Origin of the sequence: Polaromonas sp., assembly GCF_039932935.1 — a bacterium.
Classification (GTDB): Bacteria; Pseudomonadota; Gammaproteobacteria; order Burkholderiales; family Burkholderiaceae_C; genus Polaromonas.
In genome coordinates, this window is sequence record NZ_JBDTPB010000034.1 from 210085 (window position 1) to 225798 (window position 15714).

The window sequence follows — 15714 nt, forward strand, 5'->3', positions numbered from 1 at the left end:
TCAACTGTGCAGTTAACTTTGAAGGAAAAGCCGATAAGCGGGATTGGCGGTTTCTTCGACGTGGGGGTAACCCAGCGTGTCGAGGAAGTCCTTGAAGGCCTTGTTGTCGGCCTTGGGCACTTGCAGGCCCACCAGGATGCGGCCGTAGTCGGCGCCCTGGTTGCGGTAATGAAAGAGGCTGATGTTCCAGCCCGGCCGCATGCTGGAGAGGAACTTCATCAGCGCGCCGGGGCGCTCGGGGAAGATGAAGCGCAGCAGGCGCTCGTCTTTGGACAGTGCGCTGTGCCCACCCACCATGTGGCGGATGTGCTCCTTGGCGAGCTCGTCATGCGTAAGGTCCAGCGCCTTGAAACCGTGGCGCGAGAAGTAGGCGGCAATCTTGCCGCTTTCGCCTTTGGCGGAGGTCGTCAGGCCCACAAAAACGTGCGCTTTTGCGTCGTCGTTGATGCGGTAGTTGAACTCCGTCACACTGCGCGGGCCACCCGGCAAATCGCCGATGGCTTCGCAAAAGCGCCGAAAGCTGCCGCGCTCCTCAGGGATCGTCACGGCGAACAAGGCCTCACGCTCTTCGCCGACTTCGGCTCGCTCGGCCACAAAGCGCAGGCGGTCAAAGTTCATGTTGGCGCCACACAAAATCGCGGCGTATGTTTCACCCTTGACCTTGTGGCTGGCCACATACTGTTTAATGGCGGCCACGGCCATCGCGCCGGACGGCTCGACGATGCTGCGTGTGTCGACAAAAACATCCTTGATGGCGGCGCAGACGGCGTCGGTGTCGACGGTGATGAATTCATCGACCAACTCGCGGCTGATGCGAAAGGTTTCCTCGCCGACCAGTTTGACGGCCGTGCCGTCGGCGAACAGGCCCACGTCGCTCAAGGTCACGCGTTTTTTGGCGTTGACCGACTGCAGCATCGCGTCGGAGTCGTTCATCTGCACGCCGATGACCTTGATCTCCGGCCGCACGGCCTTGATGTAATTGGCAACGCCGGAGATCAGCCCGCCGCCGCCGATGGCCACAAACACGGCGTCGAGCCGGCTGGAGCCGAGGCTTTGCAGTTGCATGAGGATTTCCATCGCGATGGTGCCCTGCCCGGCGATGACGTCAGGGTCGTCAAACGGGTGCACAAAGGTCAGGCCCTGTTTTTTCTCGAGCACGACTGCGTGGGCGTAGGCATCGGAGTAGCTCTCTCCGTGCAGCACGACATTGCCGCCCCAGGCCCTGACCGCATCGACCTTGAGCTGCGGCGTGGTGGTGGGCATCACAATCACCGCGCGCGTGCCGAGCTTTTGCGCGCTGAGCGCAACGCCCTGGGCATGGTTGCCGGCTGAAGCGCAGATCACGCCTTTTTTGAGCTGCTCCGGGCTCAGGTTCGACATCTTGTTGTAGGCGCCCCGCAACTTGAAGCTGAACACCGGTTGCTGGTCTTCACGCTTGAGCAGCACGGTATTTTTGAGGCGCAGGCTCAGGTTTTTGGCGGGCTCCAGATTTGATTCCACCGCCACGTCATAGACCCGGGCCGTCAGGATCTTTTTCAGGTAGTCCGCTGGTTTCAGCGCTGGCTTTAACGTTTTTCCGGAAGGCTTCCCGGGCGCTTTGGCGGCTTTGGCAACTTTAGAAGCAGGGCGGGTGGCTTGTTTGGTGTGGGTTGGCATGTTTTTCTCGCAGCCTGACATCATAGTGGGCAAGAAAAAAGGCCCAGACTTTGCAGTCTGGGCCTGTAAATCCACCCTTAGAGGAGGTGGAGGAGACAACCGGTGCAAAAAGACCTGGTGCCGTGCGGCAACCGATCTTGATGCGATGATTTCAGTATACCGGGCTGATGTTGCGCTGCACAATATCTTGTGGCGTAAATTTGACATTTTTCACGGTTTAATCATAAATTTTATGCATAAGGAGAGAGATTCATGGAATGCACGGTGAGTTGGACAGGCCCGACGGCGGTCACGGGGTCGCGCTCCGGAATGAGCTTTCTGGCTGAAACCGGCAGCGGCCATACTTTGGTGATGGACGGGGCGCCTGATGCCGACAAGCCGGAAAACGGTGGGGCTAACCTGGCGCCGCGGCCGATGGAAACCTTGCTGGCCGGGACCGGCGGCTGTACAGCCTACGATGTGGTGCTCATCCTCAAGCGCGGCCGCCAGGACGTTCGGGGCTGCTCGGTCAAGCTGAGTGCCGAAAGGGCGCCTGTCGACCCCAAGGTATTCACCAAAATCCACATGCATTTTGTCGTCACGGGGCGCGGCCTGGCCACCACTGCGGTGGAACGTGCCGTGGCCATGAGCCACGACAAATACTGCTCGGCCACCATCATGCTGGCCAAAACCGCAGAGATCACGACCAGCTTTGAGGTGATTGAGGGTTGAGCATTGTTTTATGTTCAAGCCCTTTGTGGATGAGCGCGAGGAGCTATTAAATTGATAGCAAATGCCCGGATGGCTTTTACGTTTTCAGAAAGCGCTGCTCAGATGTAGTGCGCTGTAGTAGTCATCACGCGCGCCGCAGAGCGCATCAAGGCTTTCACCGGAGCGGGCAATTGAAGCGCGCCAGCTTTTTCGGCCTCGCGCGCGTGCAGCGCTTCATCGTCCTTCATTTGCGCCACGATGGCGCGCGACTCATGGTCCCCGGCTGGCAGGCGCTCGAGGTGGCTTGCCAGGTGCGCTTCAACCTGCCGCTCCGTTTCCACGACAAAGCCCAGGCTCAAGCGGTCACCGAGCCGGCTGGCGACCAAGCCTAAGCCGAACGCACCTGCGTACCAGAGCGGATTGAGCAGCGAAGGCCGGGAGCCAAGTTCGTCAAGCCGGTTTTTCGTCCAGGCCAGGTGGTCACCCTCTTCGCGGCTGGCCTGCAGGAAATGTTCCCGCAGGGCCGGGTCGCGGGTGCCGAGGGCTTGCGCGGAATAAAGTGCCTGGGCACAGACTTCGCCGACGTGGTTGACCCGCATCAGCGCGCCTGAGTGCGCTTTGTCGGGGGCGGTGAGCTCCGTTTTTTCGCCCGGCACGGTGGGGCAGGTACGGCTGGCGCGCGGAGCGGCAAACAGCGTGCGCAGCGCGCCGTCCGCGGCATTCAGTGCGGTGTCGAGTGCGGTAGTCATGTTTTGCATTCTCCGGGATAGCGATGATTCCATGTTATCCCTGTCGCAGCACCAGGAAAGCGGAAACAAAAAAGCCCCCAGGCGGGGGCTTTGACAGGAGGCCGGATCGAATCCGGAGCAGTCCCGGATTTAGAACGTGTGGCGAATGCCAAACGCGATGTTGGTGGAATCCACGCCCGCAGAAGAGGTCACGCCGCCGAGGAAGCCGTTGCCGCCAGGAGCGGCTTGGCCCGTACCCTTGTTGTTGAAGCGCGTCAGCACGGCATTCAGGTTGGTGCGCTTGGACAGCGCGTAGGTATAGGTCGCACCATACGATGAGGTGTCAGCGTTGTTGGACCGCTTGTCATTCAGCCGGTTGTAGGCCACCACAATGGTGTGTGGACCGGTGGTCATGCGGTAGCCGACATGCATGAGGGCGGCGTTCTGCTGGAGCGCATTGGAGTACGCTGCAAGAATCGTCGCTGCATTGGTACCCAGAGCGGTCAGGCCAGCGGTGGCTGCAGGGGTGGCCAGGCTCGGGGCGATAAGTGCCAGAGCGTCCGGGTTTTCGTCTCTGATCGTAGCGTACTGACCGTAAATGGTGCCTGGGCCGACGTCAACGGTCGCGCCCAACACATTGTTGGTCAGGGATTTTTGGCCGCTGCTATTGTTCTTGGTGTTGTGACCGAAGCCGACTGACCAGCCGCTAGCCTTGTACATGACCATTCCACCTAGGAAACGGCTGGCTGAATTGCCGACTGTGGTGGTGGCTGCCTCACCGGCGCCATACATGAGCGAGGCGGTCACACCACTGGTCTGGATGGCGTACTGAATGGTGTTGCTCAGGCGAATGTCAAAGGCAGGGGGGAAACTGGCAACCTGCCCTGCAGCCAGGCTGGATTGGGTTTGCGAGGCGTCGAAGGTGGCGCCAACCAGATAGCCTGGAGTGTATTGACGGCCCAGGGTAATAGCGCCAACCGGGGTAATCAGGCCGACAAAAGCTTGGCGGTCAAACAGGTTATTTGCCGTGTTGACGCCGAGGCCGGCACCGATACTGGCGGCAATGGGTGTGAAAAAGTTTGTCTGCAGACCGGCTTGCTGTGCGGCGGAAAAGGTGGGTACCAGCAAGTTGGCGTTGACCATGCGATCGGGCAACTGTGCGCCTGAATTCGTCCTGTTGCCCAGTGCACCGGTATCTGCTTCAAAGCGGTTTTCCAGCGTAAAAATAGCCTTGTAACCACCGCCGATGTCTTCGGTGCCACGCATGCCAAAACGCGAACCTTCCATGATGCCGCTGGCGATGGTGCTCACGGTGCCTTGACGCAAACCGCTCACCTGGTTGTAGCCAGCGTCAACAATGCCGTAGAGGGTCACGGTGCTTTGCGCCATAGCCGCGGAAGTGGACAAAAGTCCCATGATCGCAGTTGCAACGAGGGTCAGTTTTTTCATGGAGTCTCCAGGAGTTGTAATTGAAAGGGTAGCAATAGATAAACAAGCCGTCTTGGCGCCTGTCTTCGCAGGCATCTCTGTGAACGGAAGATTAATGGTGATGCCGCGACCCGTAAAGAGTGTCACTACCGGGGGTATCACTTTCGCGACAAGGGAAAACCCGATGTTCTTGACGCTGACGTGAGCGGAAAGCAGCGCCCGGAAGGGAGGGGATTGGAGGCCCCCTTTCCCTCTGAGAGCGAGGTTTCCAAACGACTTCTGAAGGTGCTCCGACACCGGCTTGGGTGCACGCGATTTGAGGCTAGGGTTTTGTCTCTAATTCCCCAAGCGAGACGCTCAGGCGGCTAAAGAGTGACTCGTGATTACAACGGTTCATGCGAGCGGCTCGTGCCGCGCTTGTCTTCTCGCACGTTTTAGGCGGTGTTTCGGCTTTAGGACCGGTGTTTGCCGGTGATATCACCAACGCGGGGCGCGTCCGGAGTGAATGCCCTGCTTTGGGGCTTTGATTTGATCCACGAGGCCTTGCTCCTCGTACGGCGCGAAATCTTGCAGCTTCTTCCCACGCACCTGTAGCGTGCGCAAAATTCCGCGCGTTGTTACGGCCCAACAATTCAGGTATGAACGTTGCTAATAGTAGAGATAAGAGTTGGTGTCATTTATGACTATTTGGTTAAATTGGTCTAAGGGTAGTCACTGAGCCCTTATAAATGTGTATTTAGTCGCAGTGTTTGTTTTCCACCTTTTGGAGATTTCTAATGATGAAAAAAAGCTTGGTTGCTTTGGCAGTGCTCGCCGTTTCGGGCGTAGCCTCTGCTCAATCCAACGTGACCCTCTACGGCTTGGTCGACGCTTGGGTCGGTACCGTGAAAGACAACAACCTCAGCCAATCCGGCGTGAACGTTGCACATCCTTTCTCTGGCAGCGGCGGTGGTCTGCAGACCAGCCGTTTCGGCCTGAAAGGTTCTGAGGACCTCGGCGGCGGACTGAAAGCCAATTTCCTGCTGGAAGCCGGCTTTGACCCTAGCACTGGCGTGGCGAACAACTACTCCAACCCGTATGGCGCACCGGGCAACTCTTCGAATGCGATCTTTGGCCGTCAGTCTTGGGTTGGCCTGTCTGGTGGTTTCGGTGAACTGAAGCTCGGCAAAATGTGGACGCCTTATGACATGGTCAAGGGTTCTGGTGCCGCTGGCTTCGACTCCCTCCTGTTCGCGCCTTCCACCAGCGTGTGGGCCAGCAACAGCTATCAAGACCGTCCTGGTAATTCCGTGTATTACCAAACCCCTGACTTCGGTGGTTTCAGTGCGGCTGCGATGTACAGCTTCGGCGAAAACAAAACCGCTACCGTCAGTGCCGGCAAAATTGCCAGCATGAACGTGGCTTACGCGAATGGCCCCATCGGAGCTTCCCTGGCTTACCAGACCGAAAAAACCACCGGCGCCAGCACGGCGATCAAGTACACCCAATTGAATGGCTCGTATGACTTCGGCGTGGTCAAGCTGCTGGGTGCCTACGGCGAGGTGAAGAACGGCGCCACTCCCATCACCGGCGTGGCCGCAGACAAGACGAAGGAATACCAGATTGGTCTGGACTTCCCTGTTAGCAGCACGTTCACCCTGTCTGGCGGTTATGCCCGCTCCAAGAGCACCCGTCTGGGTGGTCTTCCTGAGTTGAAGCGCACCGGCTACGGTCTGGCTGGCCTGTATGCAGTGTCCAAGCGCACCAACCTGTACGCAGGTGTTCAGAGCGGTAAGGAAACCGGCTCCGGTGTTGCTGATCGCAAGACCAGCACCTACGGTGTTGGCGTTCGCCACACGTTCTAATCCAGAACTGAACTAAAGCCCGGCTGTCCGGGATCAACAAAAAAGCCGTTTCGCTGAAACGGCTTTTTTCATGGATCGGCCGCAATCGCCCTGTAAAACCGGGATTTGGTGCGGAGAAATCACAACTTTTGCCGGGCGTTGTTTCTTTTCCACTTGATGCGCCTGCTTTGTGGTTTGAGCACAACGAGTTGGCTGTTTTTTTGGGCATTCCTTTGCGAATTGAAGCCCAGTCTGGTGCAATAGACCCAACTTCCCGAAACGGGGGTTGGCCCGGGTCTCTGGTGGTGCCAAGAAGGCGTAAGTCTGAAATGGTCCCCGTGCCGGAGCCCTATGTTTAACCTTGGAGAAACTCTCAATGAAAAAGACTCTTATCGCCCTGGCTGCACTCGCTGCAACCGCTGGCGTTGCACATGCCCAATCCTCTGTGACCCTGTACGGCGTTGCTGATGCATTCATCGGCCAGAACGTTACCAAAGTGTCCACCGGCGGTACCGAAACCAAACTTAGCCAAGGCAAGATCGACGGCAGCGGCTTGAGCAGCTCGCGTTGGGGCATGCGTGGCAGTGAAGACCTCGGCGGCGGTTTGGCTGCAGTGTTCACCCTCGAAAGCGGTTTTGACATCTCTACCGGTGCTCTGGCCAACAACGGCGGCAGTGCCTCTTCTACCGCCAGCGTCCTGTTTGGTCGTGTCGCAAGTGTTGGTCTGAAGGGTTCCTTCGGCGAAGTTCGCCTGGGCCGCCAGTACACCGCTTATGACTCGCTCCGCGGCGCTACCAACAATACCTATGACTCCAACACCTTTGCCCAGACCGGCACTGTGTGGGGCACGGGCATTCAAGACTACAGCAACCGTACCAACAATTCCGTCCGTTACGACTCGCCAAGCTTCGGCGGCTTCAGCGGCGCAGTGGTTTATGGCTTCGGCGAAGACAAGACCGCTACCGCTTCTGCTTCCAACAGCACCAGCGTTCATCTGAAATATGCTAACGGCCCTCTGTTGGTTGGTTACGGATATCAGCGTGAAAAAGAGACTGTTGGCTCCACCATGTTCCTCGGTGCTACCGGCGGGGCTGCTGTAGGTACTCCTGCTGTTGTCGCTGATTCGCGTAAGTACAACTTGCTGGGTGCAAGCTATGACTTCGGCGTTGTGAAACTGGTCGGTAGCTACAACACCGCCAAGAACAACACGCTCAAAGACAAAGAGTACCAAATCGGCTTGAGCGTGCCGTTCGGTGCAGCCTCTGTGGCCATGGGCTACGAGCGCGCCAAGAGCGAAGGCGCCGGTTCCACCAACAAGGGTCATGGCTACAGCCTGCTCGGTACGTACGATCTGTCCAAGCGCACGACTTTGTACGCTGGCTACATCAATACCAAGGTTGAGTCTGGTACCAATGCTTCTACCACCAGCAAGCGTACGCTGTTGGCCACTGGTATTCGCCACACGTTCTAATCTGAAGCTGGCTTAACGCCAGTTTCTGATGAGAATCTGAAAGCCGTCTCGGGGTAACCCGAGGCGGCTTTTTTTCGTAGAAAAAATGTTGCTTGAGGGTGAGGTATCCGGAGTTTTTGTGAAACTTTTCTGCTTCCACTGCGTTAAATAGTCAGCTCCTGCTATTTGAACTGACCTACAACAAGATATTAGGGGCATCAACGCCTCCTTTTCTTTCAATGCCACTGTCATTGTCATATCACAGCCTCCTCCCTTGCACGACGCGATTGCTGGCTACTGGTTGTCTGCTTCTGGTTGCGGCGTGTACGGGATTCGGACCTTCTGTATCCTCGGTCGGAACGAACGTCGACTGGGTTTCCGTGTCGTCCGCAAGTACGGACGCCGATGCCGCCAAATGGCGACACTGCACGTTTCCAGGAAAAAAATCCACGCGCTATCGGGCCGTTCGGCTGGATGGACGCAATGCCATTTTCAGTGAGTCCGACAGCGCGGCCAGCATGCTGCGGCAGGACTTGCGCATCGAGCCCTCGGCGCTGGGAACCCTGGGCTTTTCCTGGAAGGTGCCGAAAATGATTTCGGGTGCCGACATAACGCAACGTGACCGTGATGATTCGCCGGTGCGTCTGGTTCTTGCGTTTGAAGGCGACCGCTCCAAGTTTTCCGCCAAGAACGCCATGCTGTCGGAGCTGGCGCTGGTGCTGACAGGTGAGCCACTGCCTTATGCCACGCTTATGTATGTGTGGGGCTCTCACAGCGCACCCGAGAGCGTGATCATCAACACCCGTACCGACCGGATCCGCAAGCTGGTGATTGAATCCGGTCCCGGCCGCCTTGACCGCTGGCTCGACTACCAGCGTGACGTTCGCGCAGACTACGAAAAAGCTTTCGGTGAGGCGCCTGGTGCGCTGGTCGGCATTGCCATCATGACCGACACCGACAATACACGGCAAACGACCAAGGCATGGTATGGCCCCGTCAGCCTCAAGAGTCACACCGGTGCTCTCGTCTCGCCGGCAATGGTGCCGTCAATGGCTCAAGTGATGACGCCGCGGTTGCTACAGATCTCGCAAGTCCCTGAATTTGCGCCGCCTCTCCTTCAAGACTAGTATTCAGGCTGCTGAACTCGCGATTTCACTGACATGCGCGCTCCGACCAATCTTCCAGATGCCTCTTCCATCCAGCCCGCCGCAGCGGGAAGCATTGCCACCCCGGATCGATCTTCTCCCTTACGTGCCTCAGGCCGTGCCTTCGCGCAAATTGCGCAGTACCACCCCGAGTTGACCGCCTTCCGGCGTGACCTGCATGCCCATCCTGAACTCGGCTTCGAAGAGGTTTACACCTCCAGCCGGGTGGTGCATGCGCTCAAGTTGTGCGGCGTTGACGAAGTACACACCGGTATAGGCAAGACGGGTGTCGTGGCGGTCATCAAGGGCCAGCAGCCCACTGGTGCCGACGACTCGTCCCCTTCCAGGCCCATGATCGGCTTGCGCGCCGACATGGATGCCTTGCCCATGACCGAGCACAACGAGTTTGGCTGGAAGTCTGCCAAAACTGGCTTGATGCATGGCTGTGGACATGACGGGCATACCACCATGCTGGTGGGGGTTGCCCGCTACCTGGCCGAGACACGCAACTTTGCGGGTGATGCCGTACTGGTGTTTCAGCCTGCGGAAGAGGGGCGCGGCGGGGCCGAGGCGATGATGAAGGACGGCCTGTTTGAGCGCTTTCCCGTGCAGGCTATTTACGCCATGCACAACTGGCCAGCGATGCAACCCGGCACCATAGGCATCAATCCGGGCCCGATGATGGCAGCGGCGGACCGCATCACCATCGAGGTCACCGGCAAGGGTGGGCACGGCGCACATGCCTATCTCGCGGTGGATTCCGTGCTGGTGGCCGCTCACATCATCACGGCGGTGCAGAGCATTGTGTCGCGCAACGTAAAGGCCATGGACAACGCCGTCATCAGCATTTGCGCGGTGCGGGCGGGTGACCTGGGCGCCATGAGCGTCGTGCCGGGCAACGCCACGCTGGTAGGCACGGTTCGTACTTTCAAACCCGAGGTACAGGATCTTGTGGAGCGGCGGCTGAAGGAGCTGTGTTCGGCGGTGGCGCAGGGGTTTGGCGCCACGGCCACGGTGAAGTACGAGCGCATTTACCCGGCCACCATCAATTCACCGGTCGAATACGCGCTGGCCACCAGCGTGGCCGAACAACTCGTGGGCGCCGAAAATGTTGTGCGCAACCTCGAACCCAGCATGGGTTCGGAGGATTTCTCTTTCATGCTCCGGGTCAAGCCCGGCGCTTACTTGCGCCTGGGACAAGGCGAGCAACTACCCGACGGCAAAGGTGGTGTCATCGGCGGTGTGGGCAGCTGCTTCCTTCACAACAGCTGCTACGACTTCAACGACAGCGTCCTGCCACTCGGTTCGGCGCTGTTTGCCGGCATTGTGGAGCGTTCGCTACCGATTGTTTGATCGTGGTTGCAGCGCAGTCACTATCAATTCAATAGCTGCTGGCGCACGTTCCTATTGGGCTACAGCCCGATTTGCCTTGAATTTCGGGGGAAATGGCTGAAAAAATCCGCCAATGACGCCGGCTGATCGCCTCTCTCACGCGTAGCGCTTGTTACGCAGGTTGTTCTTCATTTCTTTGAGCAAGGGCTGCAGTTTGCTGCCAATGCGCAGTGCCACGCAGGTGGCGAGGATGTCGATGATCATCAGGTGCATCAGGCGCGACACCATGGGGCTGTAGCGGTCATAGCCTTCGGGGTGGTCCGCCGCCAGGTGGATATTGCCGGCCGCGGCCAGCGGAGAGCCGGTGACGGTGATCACGATGGTGGTGGCGCCGTTTTTCCGGGCGATATCGCAAGCGTCCATCAGGTCGCGGGTGCGGCCTGAATTTGAAATCACCACCACGCAGTCGCCAGGTCCCAGCAGCGAGGCACTCATCACCTGCATGTGGCCATCGCTATAGGCAATGCTGGTGATGCCCAGCCGGAAGAACTTGTGCTGCGCGTCCTGCGCCACGATGCCCGAGTTCCCCACGCCGAAAAATTCGATGCGGTGGCCGCTGTTGTAGGTGGCCAGCAGTGCGTCTGCGGCCCGTTCAACGGCCACAGAGCTTGCGTCGTTGCGGTACTTCAGGAAGGCCGCCACCGTGTTGTCGATCACCTTGACCATCACGTCGCCGGTCTTGTCGTCCGCGTCCACACTGCGGTGAATGAAGGGCACGCCCTCACTCACGCTGCCCGCCAGCTTGAGCTTGAAGTCCGACAGCCCGTCGTAACCCATGCTGCGGCAAAACCGCACCACGGTCGGCTTGCTCACATGCGAACGGCTCGCCAGCTCCGTGATGGGCAGGTTGGCAAATGCGCGCGGGTCCGTCAGTACAAGGCGACCCACCCGCTGTTCGGCTGGTGCCAAAGAGGTCAATGAAGCTTTGATCCGGTCAAGCATGTGGGCCCCCACGGTCGTTCACTGCGTGTAACTCCCTGCCCCCCGAGGGGGCCGCCCCGCCTGCGGCCCGGCAAAGCCGGTTCCGCGGCTCGGACTGATATTTGGAAGTGCTGTGAGGCCTTGCAACGTGCAGGGTGCCACATACACCAAGCCATAGTGGCGAATACTTCAAGCAGGGGCCGCGGGACTGGCTTTGCCGGGCCGCAGGCGCAGCGGTCCCCTCGGGGGGCAGCGAACCACACGCAGTGGGGAGCGTGGGGGCTAACATTCCTCTGACCAGCAATAGTTGTCACGCGCAATCATGGCGCTCGAGGCACTCGGGCCCCAGGTGCCCGAGGCGTACTGCCGAGGCCCGGCGCTGTCGTTGCCCCACGCGTCGAGAATCGGTTCAACCCAGCGCCAGGCTTCTTCCTGCTCGTCGCTGCGTACGAACAGGTTGAGCCGTCCGGCAATCACATCCAGCAGCAGCCGTTCGTAAGCGCCCACACGCTCGGAGCCAAAGCGCTTGTCGAAATCCAGGTCCAGCTGCACCGGCGCCAGTGTGGGCATGCCGCGGTCGTGGCGCTGGTCAGCGCCTTGTGCCAGCAGGTGCAGTTCCAGTCCGTCCTTGGGCTGCAGATTAATGACCAGGCGGTTGCCCACATTGCCGCTCAGCGGCGTTCTGAAAATCGCATGAGGTGCCGGGCGAAAGTTCACCTCAATGTGCGCGTCGCGGTCTGCCAGCCGCTTGCCGGTGCGGATATAAAACGGCACGCCCGCCCAGCGCCAGTTGGCAATCTCGGTTCGCAGCGCGACAAAGGTTTCGGTGGTGCTTTCGGGGTTCACACCTTTTTCGTCGCGGTAAGCCGGTACCGCTTCGCCGTCGATGCTGCCGCCCGCATATTGGCCGCGAATGACGTGCTGGCTCAGCGTCTCGGGCGTCCACGTCTTCAGCGAACGCAGCACCTTGAGTTTCTCGTCGCGAATGGCATCGGCATGTGAATTGATGGGCGGCTCCATGCCAATGGCGCAGAGCAGCTGCAGCGCGTGGTTTTGCACCATGTCGCGCAGGGCGCCGGTGTTGTCATAAAACGCGCCGCGTTTTTCAACGCCCAGTTCTTCGGCAATCGTGATCTGGATGTTCGCGATGTGTTCGCGCCGCCACAGCGGCTCAAACAGCGAATTGCCAAAGCGCAGTGCAAACAGGTTTTGCACCGAAGGCTTGCCCAGGTAGTGGTCGATGCGAAAGATCTGCTGCTCGGACAGCACACTGCGCACGGTCTGGTTAATGGCGCGGTTGGAGGCCAGGTCGTGGCCCAAGGGCTTTTCCAGCACTACGCGTGTTTTAGGGCCGTTAAGCCCGGCGGCGGCGATCTGCTCGCACACCGTCGTGAAAAGACTGGGCGCCGTGGCCACGTACATCACCACCACGTCGGCAGGCCGCTGCTGCAGTTTGTCGGCCAGCGCAGCGTAGTCGGCCGGGTTGGACAGGTCCATCCGCAAATAGCCCAGCAGCGCCGCAAAACGCGAAAACTCTTCCTCGCTCGGGCGCTTGGCCAGCTCGACATTGTCAAAACGCGACTTGATCAGCGCGCGGTACTGGTCATCCGACAAATCATCGCGTGCCACACCCACGATGCGCCCGCCCGCCGGCAAGGAGCCGTGGCGGAAGGCCTGGAACAGGGCCGGCATGATCTTGCGCCACACCAGGTCACCGGTGCCGCCAAACAGGATGAGGTCAAAGCTCATGGTAAAAAATTGTCTTGGTAATAAAGTTTCATATTCTATGGGCATAATGGTAACTCGACAAAAAACCCGCGAAATGCCTGTATCCAGGCGTCACGACGGTGTTTCATCCAGACCATTCAGCGTTTGACATCCCTTTGCCATGACCCAACTTGACGCCCTGAAACAGTTCACCACCGTGGTTGCCGATACCGGCGATTTCAAGCAACTGGGGCAATTCAAGCCGCAGGACGCCACCACCAACCCGTCCCTTATCCTCAAGGCCGTGCAGAAGGCCGACTACCAGCCCCTGCTGAAAGACACTGTTGGCCGCTTCAAGGGCCGGGCGCTCGACGAAGTCATGGATCGCCTGCTGGTGCGCTTTGGCTGCGAAATTTTGTCCATCATTCCGGGCCGTGTCTCCACTGAAGTCGACGCTCGCCTGAGCTTTGACGCCAATGCCACTTACACGCGCGGTGAACGCCTCATCGAGCTCTACCAGGCCGAAGGCATTCACATCGACCGCGTGCTGATCAAGGTGGCCGCGACCTGGGAAGGCATCCAGGCCGCTGAAAAGCTGGAGCAGCGCGGCATTCACACCAACCTCACGCTGCTGTTTTCGTTCTGCCAGGCGATTGCCTGCGGCCAGGCCAAAGTCCAGCTCATTTCGCCTTTTGTGGGCCGCATTTATGACTGGTACAAGAAGTCCGCCGGTGCTGCCTGGGACGAAGCCGCCATGACCGGCGCCAACGACCCTGGCGTGAAGTCAGTGCGCGAGATCTACAACCATTACAAGCGTTTTGGCATTGCCACTGAGGTCATGGGCGCGAGCTTTCGCAATGTAGGCCAGATCACCGCTCTCGCGGGTTGCGATCTCCTGACCATCAGCCCGGAACTGCTGGCCCAACTCGCCGCCAGCGACGCAGCATTGCCGCGGGCGCTGGATGCCCAGGCCGCGGCGGCACTCGACTTGCCCGCCGTGAACTTTGACGAGGCCGGATTCCGCTACGCGCTCAACGAAGACGCGATGGCCACTGAGAAGCTGGCCGAGGGTATACGCGCTTTTGCCGCCGATGCCGTGAAGCTTGAGCACTTGATGCTGGCCGCATAACTGAACAAGCCGACATAAACCGACAGGCAGGACCTTCCATGAACCGACTGCGTTGTGATCAGACGTCTGCATGGCCTGTGCTGCAGGCCCACTATGGCGTGACTGGCAAGAACTTCGACCTGAGGGCCGCGTTTGCCGCAGACCCTGATCGCTTCTCGCGTTTCAGCCAGGACGCGCCGCACCTCTTCGCGGACCTTTCCAAGAATCTGCTCGACGACGCCACCGAAAAATTGCTGCTGGACCTTGCACGCGAATGCGGCCTCGAGGGCCATCGCGACGCCATGTTCTCCGGAGAGTTGATCAACAGCACCGAACAGCGTGCCGTGATGCATTTTTTACTGCGAAATCCGCCTGCAGCCCAGGATGGTATTGCGCAAGCAGCTATTAAAAACATAGCAAACGAGTCGACTCAGGTGCACGCCACGCTGGACGCCATGCTGGCCTATGCCGAGCAGGTGCGCGCCGATGCGGCTATTACCGACATCGTCAACATTGGCATTGGCGGCTCTGATCTTGGGCCCCAAATGGCGGTGCTGGCGCTTGGCGAATTTGCGAAAACGGGTAAGCGCGTTCACTTCGTCTCCAACGTGGACGGCGACGAGCTGGCGACCGTGCTCAAGGGGCTCAGGCCACAGAGCACCTTGTTTTTGATCGCCTCCAAGACCTTCACCACCACCGAGACCATGACCAACGCGCATTCGGCCCGGCGCTGGTTTGAGGCGCAAGGTGGCCGCGACATCAGCCGGCATTTCGCCGCGCTGACGACCAACGTCGCGGCGGCCAACGAATTCGGCATCAGCACCACGTTCGGCTTCTGGGACTGGGTGGGTGGGCGCTATTCGCTGTGGTCGGCCATCGGCTTGCCGGTGGCCATCGCCATTGGTGCCGCCGGCTTTCGCGAGCTGCTGGCCGGCGCGCATGCCATGGACGAGCACTTTCGCACCGCACCGCTGGAGCGTAATTTGCCGGTACGCCTGGGCTTGCTCGATGTCTGGTACCGCAACTTCCACGGTTTTACCAGCCGCAGCATTGCGCCCTACAGCAGCGCGCTGCGCCGCCTGCCGGCCTACCTGCAGCAGCTCGAGATGGAGAGCAACGGCAAACGTGTGGATGCGGATGGCAAGGACTTGCCGTTTGAAACGTCGCCGGTGCTGTGGGGTGAGCCCGGCACCAATGGCCAGCATGCTTATTTCCAGATGCTGCATCAGGGGACCTCGGTGGTGCCGGTCGAGTTCGTGGCGGTCAAACAAGCGGCGCATGCGCCGCATGACCTGCCTGGGCATCACCCCAAGTTGCTGGCCAACGTCCTGGCCCAGGCTCAGGCCCTGATGGCTGGGAAGCAAGACGTGGGTGGCCACAAGCATTTTCCTGGCAACCGTCCGAGCACCTTCCTGTTGCTGGAACGGCTCACACCGGCCAGCCTGGGTGCGCTGATCGCGCTGCAGGAGCACCGCGTGTTTGTCAGCGGCGCGATCTGGGGCATTAACAGTTTCGACCAGTGGGGCGTAGAGCTGGGCAAGGTGCTGGCCAAGGACATCGAGCCGCGCCTGAAAAGCGGTGATGTCTCTGGCCTCGACGGTTCGACGGCCGGCCTGCTGCGCAAGATCGCCGGCTGATTTCCACAAAACCGTGCGTTTTTTCATTG

General features: G+C 59.5%; 12 protein-coding genes. 7 read left to right on the forward strand and 5 right to left on the reverse strand.

Annotated features, from left to right (window positions below; translation table 11 throughout):
• Positions 1-12: 12 nt before the first annotated feature.
• Positions 13-1656, reverse strand: a complete 1644-nt coding sequence (gene ilvA, locus ABI546_RS05640) for a threonine ammonia-lyase, biosynthetic (RefSeq protein WP_348044939.1) — start codon at positions 1654-1656, stop codon at positions 13-15.
• 252 nt (positions 1657-1908) lie between these two features.
• On the opposite strand from ilvA, the gene ABI546_RS05645 reads away from it, so the two are divergent.
• Positions 1909-2367, forward strand: coding sequence for an OsmC family protein (locus tag ABI546_RS05645; RefSeq protein WP_348044941.1), 459 nt, complete (start codon positions 1909-1911; stop codon positions 2365-2367).
• 98 nt (positions 2368-2465) lie between these two features.
• Here ABI546_RS05645 and coq7 read toward each other — a convergent pair whose 3' ends face one another.
• Together coq7 and ABI546_RS05655 are read right to left on the reverse strand one after the other, a co-directional pair.
• Positions 2466-3095: a 2-polyprenyl-3-methyl-6-methoxy-1,4-benzoquinone monooxygenase gene (coq7, locus tag ABI546_RS05650; protein WP_348044943.1), complete on the reverse strand. Its 630-nt coding sequence runs from the start codon at positions 3093-3095 to the stop codon at positions 2466-2468.
• Positions 3096-3224: 129 nt separating this feature from the next.
• Positions 3225-4523 carry a porin gene (locus tag ABI546_RS05655; RefSeq protein WP_348044945.1) on the reverse strand — a complete coding sequence of 433 codons (1299 nt, stop codon included), beginning with the start codon at positions 4521-4523 and terminating at the stop codon, positions 3225-3227.
• Between the two features lie 755 nt (positions 4524-5278).
• Between ABI546_RS05655 and ABI546_RS05660 the strand changes: the two genes are divergently transcribed.
• The 4 genes from ABI546_RS05660 (at position 5279) to ABI546_RS05675 (ending at position 10273) form a co-directional block, all read left to right on the forward strand.
• Complete coding sequence (locus ABI546_RS05660) at positions 5279-6346, forward strand: porin (RefSeq protein ID WP_348044946.1); 1068 nt, start codon at positions 5279-5281, stop codon at positions 6344-6346.
• A gap of 355 nt (positions 6347-6701) precedes the next feature.
• A complete protein-coding gene (locus ABI546_RS05665; RefSeq protein WP_348044947.1) occupies positions 6702-7796 on the forward strand; it encodes a porin in 1095 nt (364 codons plus the stop codon).
• 359 nt (positions 7797-8155) lie between these two features.
• Positions 8156-8902, forward strand: coding sequence for a DUF3047 domain-containing protein (locus tag ABI546_RS05670; RefSeq protein WP_348044949.1), 747 nt, complete (start codon positions 8156-8158; stop codon positions 8900-8902).
• A gap of 33 nt (positions 8903-8935) precedes the next feature.
• Entirely contained in the window at positions 8936-10273 is a 1338-nt protein-coding gene (locus ABI546_RS05675) for a M20 aminoacylase family protein (protein WP_348044950.1), read from the forward strand.
• 135 nt (positions 10274-10408) lie between these two features.
• On the opposite strand, the gene ABI546_RS05680 is transcribed toward ABI546_RS05675, so the two are convergent.
• Both ABI546_RS05680 and zwf read right to left on the reverse strand, forming a co-directional pair.
• Positions 10409-11254 carry an SIS domain-containing protein gene (locus tag ABI546_RS05680; protein ID WP_348044952.1) on the reverse strand — a complete coding sequence of 282 codons (846 nt, stop codon included), beginning with the start codon at positions 11252-11254 and terminating at the stop codon, positions 10409-10411.
• A gap of 261 nt (positions 11255-11515) precedes the next feature.
• Complete coding sequence (zwf, locus tag ABI546_RS05685) at positions 11516-12982, reverse strand: glucose-6-phosphate dehydrogenase (RefSeq protein WP_348044954.1); 1467 nt, start codon at positions 12980-12982, stop codon at positions 11516-11518.
• A 139-nt stretch (positions 12983-13121) separates the two neighbouring features.
• Here zwf and tal point away from each other — a divergent pair, with 139 nt between their 5' ends.
• Together tal and pgi are read left to right on the forward strand one after the other, a co-directional pair.
• Positions 13122-14069: a transaldolase gene (gene tal / locus ABI546_RS05690; protein WP_348044956.1), complete on the forward strand. Its 948-nt coding sequence runs from the start codon at positions 13122-13124 to the stop codon at positions 14067-14069.
• Positions 14070-14107: 38 nt separating this feature from the next.
• Positions 14108-15685: a glucose-6-phosphate isomerase gene (gene pgi / locus ABI546_RS05695; protein WP_348044958.1), complete on the forward strand. Its 1578-nt coding sequence runs from the start codon at positions 14108-14110 to the stop codon at positions 15683-15685.
• The last annotated feature ends 29 nt before the right edge of the window (positions 15686-15714 follow it).

Excerpts from the sequence above, each read along its gene's own strand:
- ilvA (WP_348044939.1), bottom strand. The coding sequence starts at position 1,656 with ATGCCAACCCACACCAAACAAGCCACCCGCCCTGCTTCTAAAGTTGCC.
- ABI546_RS05645 (WP_348044941.1), top strand. The coding sequence starts at position 1,909 with ATGGAATGCACGGTGAGTTGGACAGGCCCGACGGCGGTCACGGGGTCG.
- coq7 (WP_348044943.1), bottom strand. The coding sequence starts at position 3,095 with ATGACTACCGCACTCGACACCGCACTGAATGCCGCGGACGGCGCGCTG.
- ABI546_RS05655 (WP_348044945.1), bottom strand. The coding sequence starts at position 4,523 with ATGAAAAAACTGACCCTCGTTGCAACTGCGATCATGGGACTTTTGTCC.
- ABI546_RS05660 (WP_348044946.1), top strand. The coding sequence starts at position 5,279 with ATGATGAAAAAAAGCTTGGTTGCTTTGGCAGTGCTCGCCGTTTCGGGC.
- ABI546_RS05665 (WP_348044947.1), top strand. The coding sequence starts at position 6,702 with ATGAAAAAGACTCTTATCGCCCTGGCTGCACTCGCTGCAACCGCTGGC.
- ABI546_RS05675 (WP_348044950.1), top strand. The coding sequence starts at position 8,936 with ATGCGCGCTCCGACCAATCTTCCAGATGCCTCTTCCATCCAGCCCGCC.
- ABI546_RS05680 (WP_348044952.1), bottom strand. The coding sequence starts at position 11,254 with ATGCTTGACCGGATCAAAGCTTCATTGACCTCTTTGGCACCAGCCGAA.
- zwf (WP_348044954.1), bottom strand. The coding sequence starts at position 12,982 with ATGAGCTTTGACCTCATCCTGTTTGGCGGCACCGGTGACCTGGTGTGG.
- tal (WP_348044956.1), top strand. The coding sequence starts at position 13,122 with ATGACCCAACTTGACGCCCTGAAACAGTTCACCACCGTGGTTGCCGAT.
- pgi (WP_348044958.1), top strand. The coding sequence starts at position 14,108 with ATGAACCGACTGCGTTGTGATCAGACGTCTGCATGGCCTGTGCTGCAG.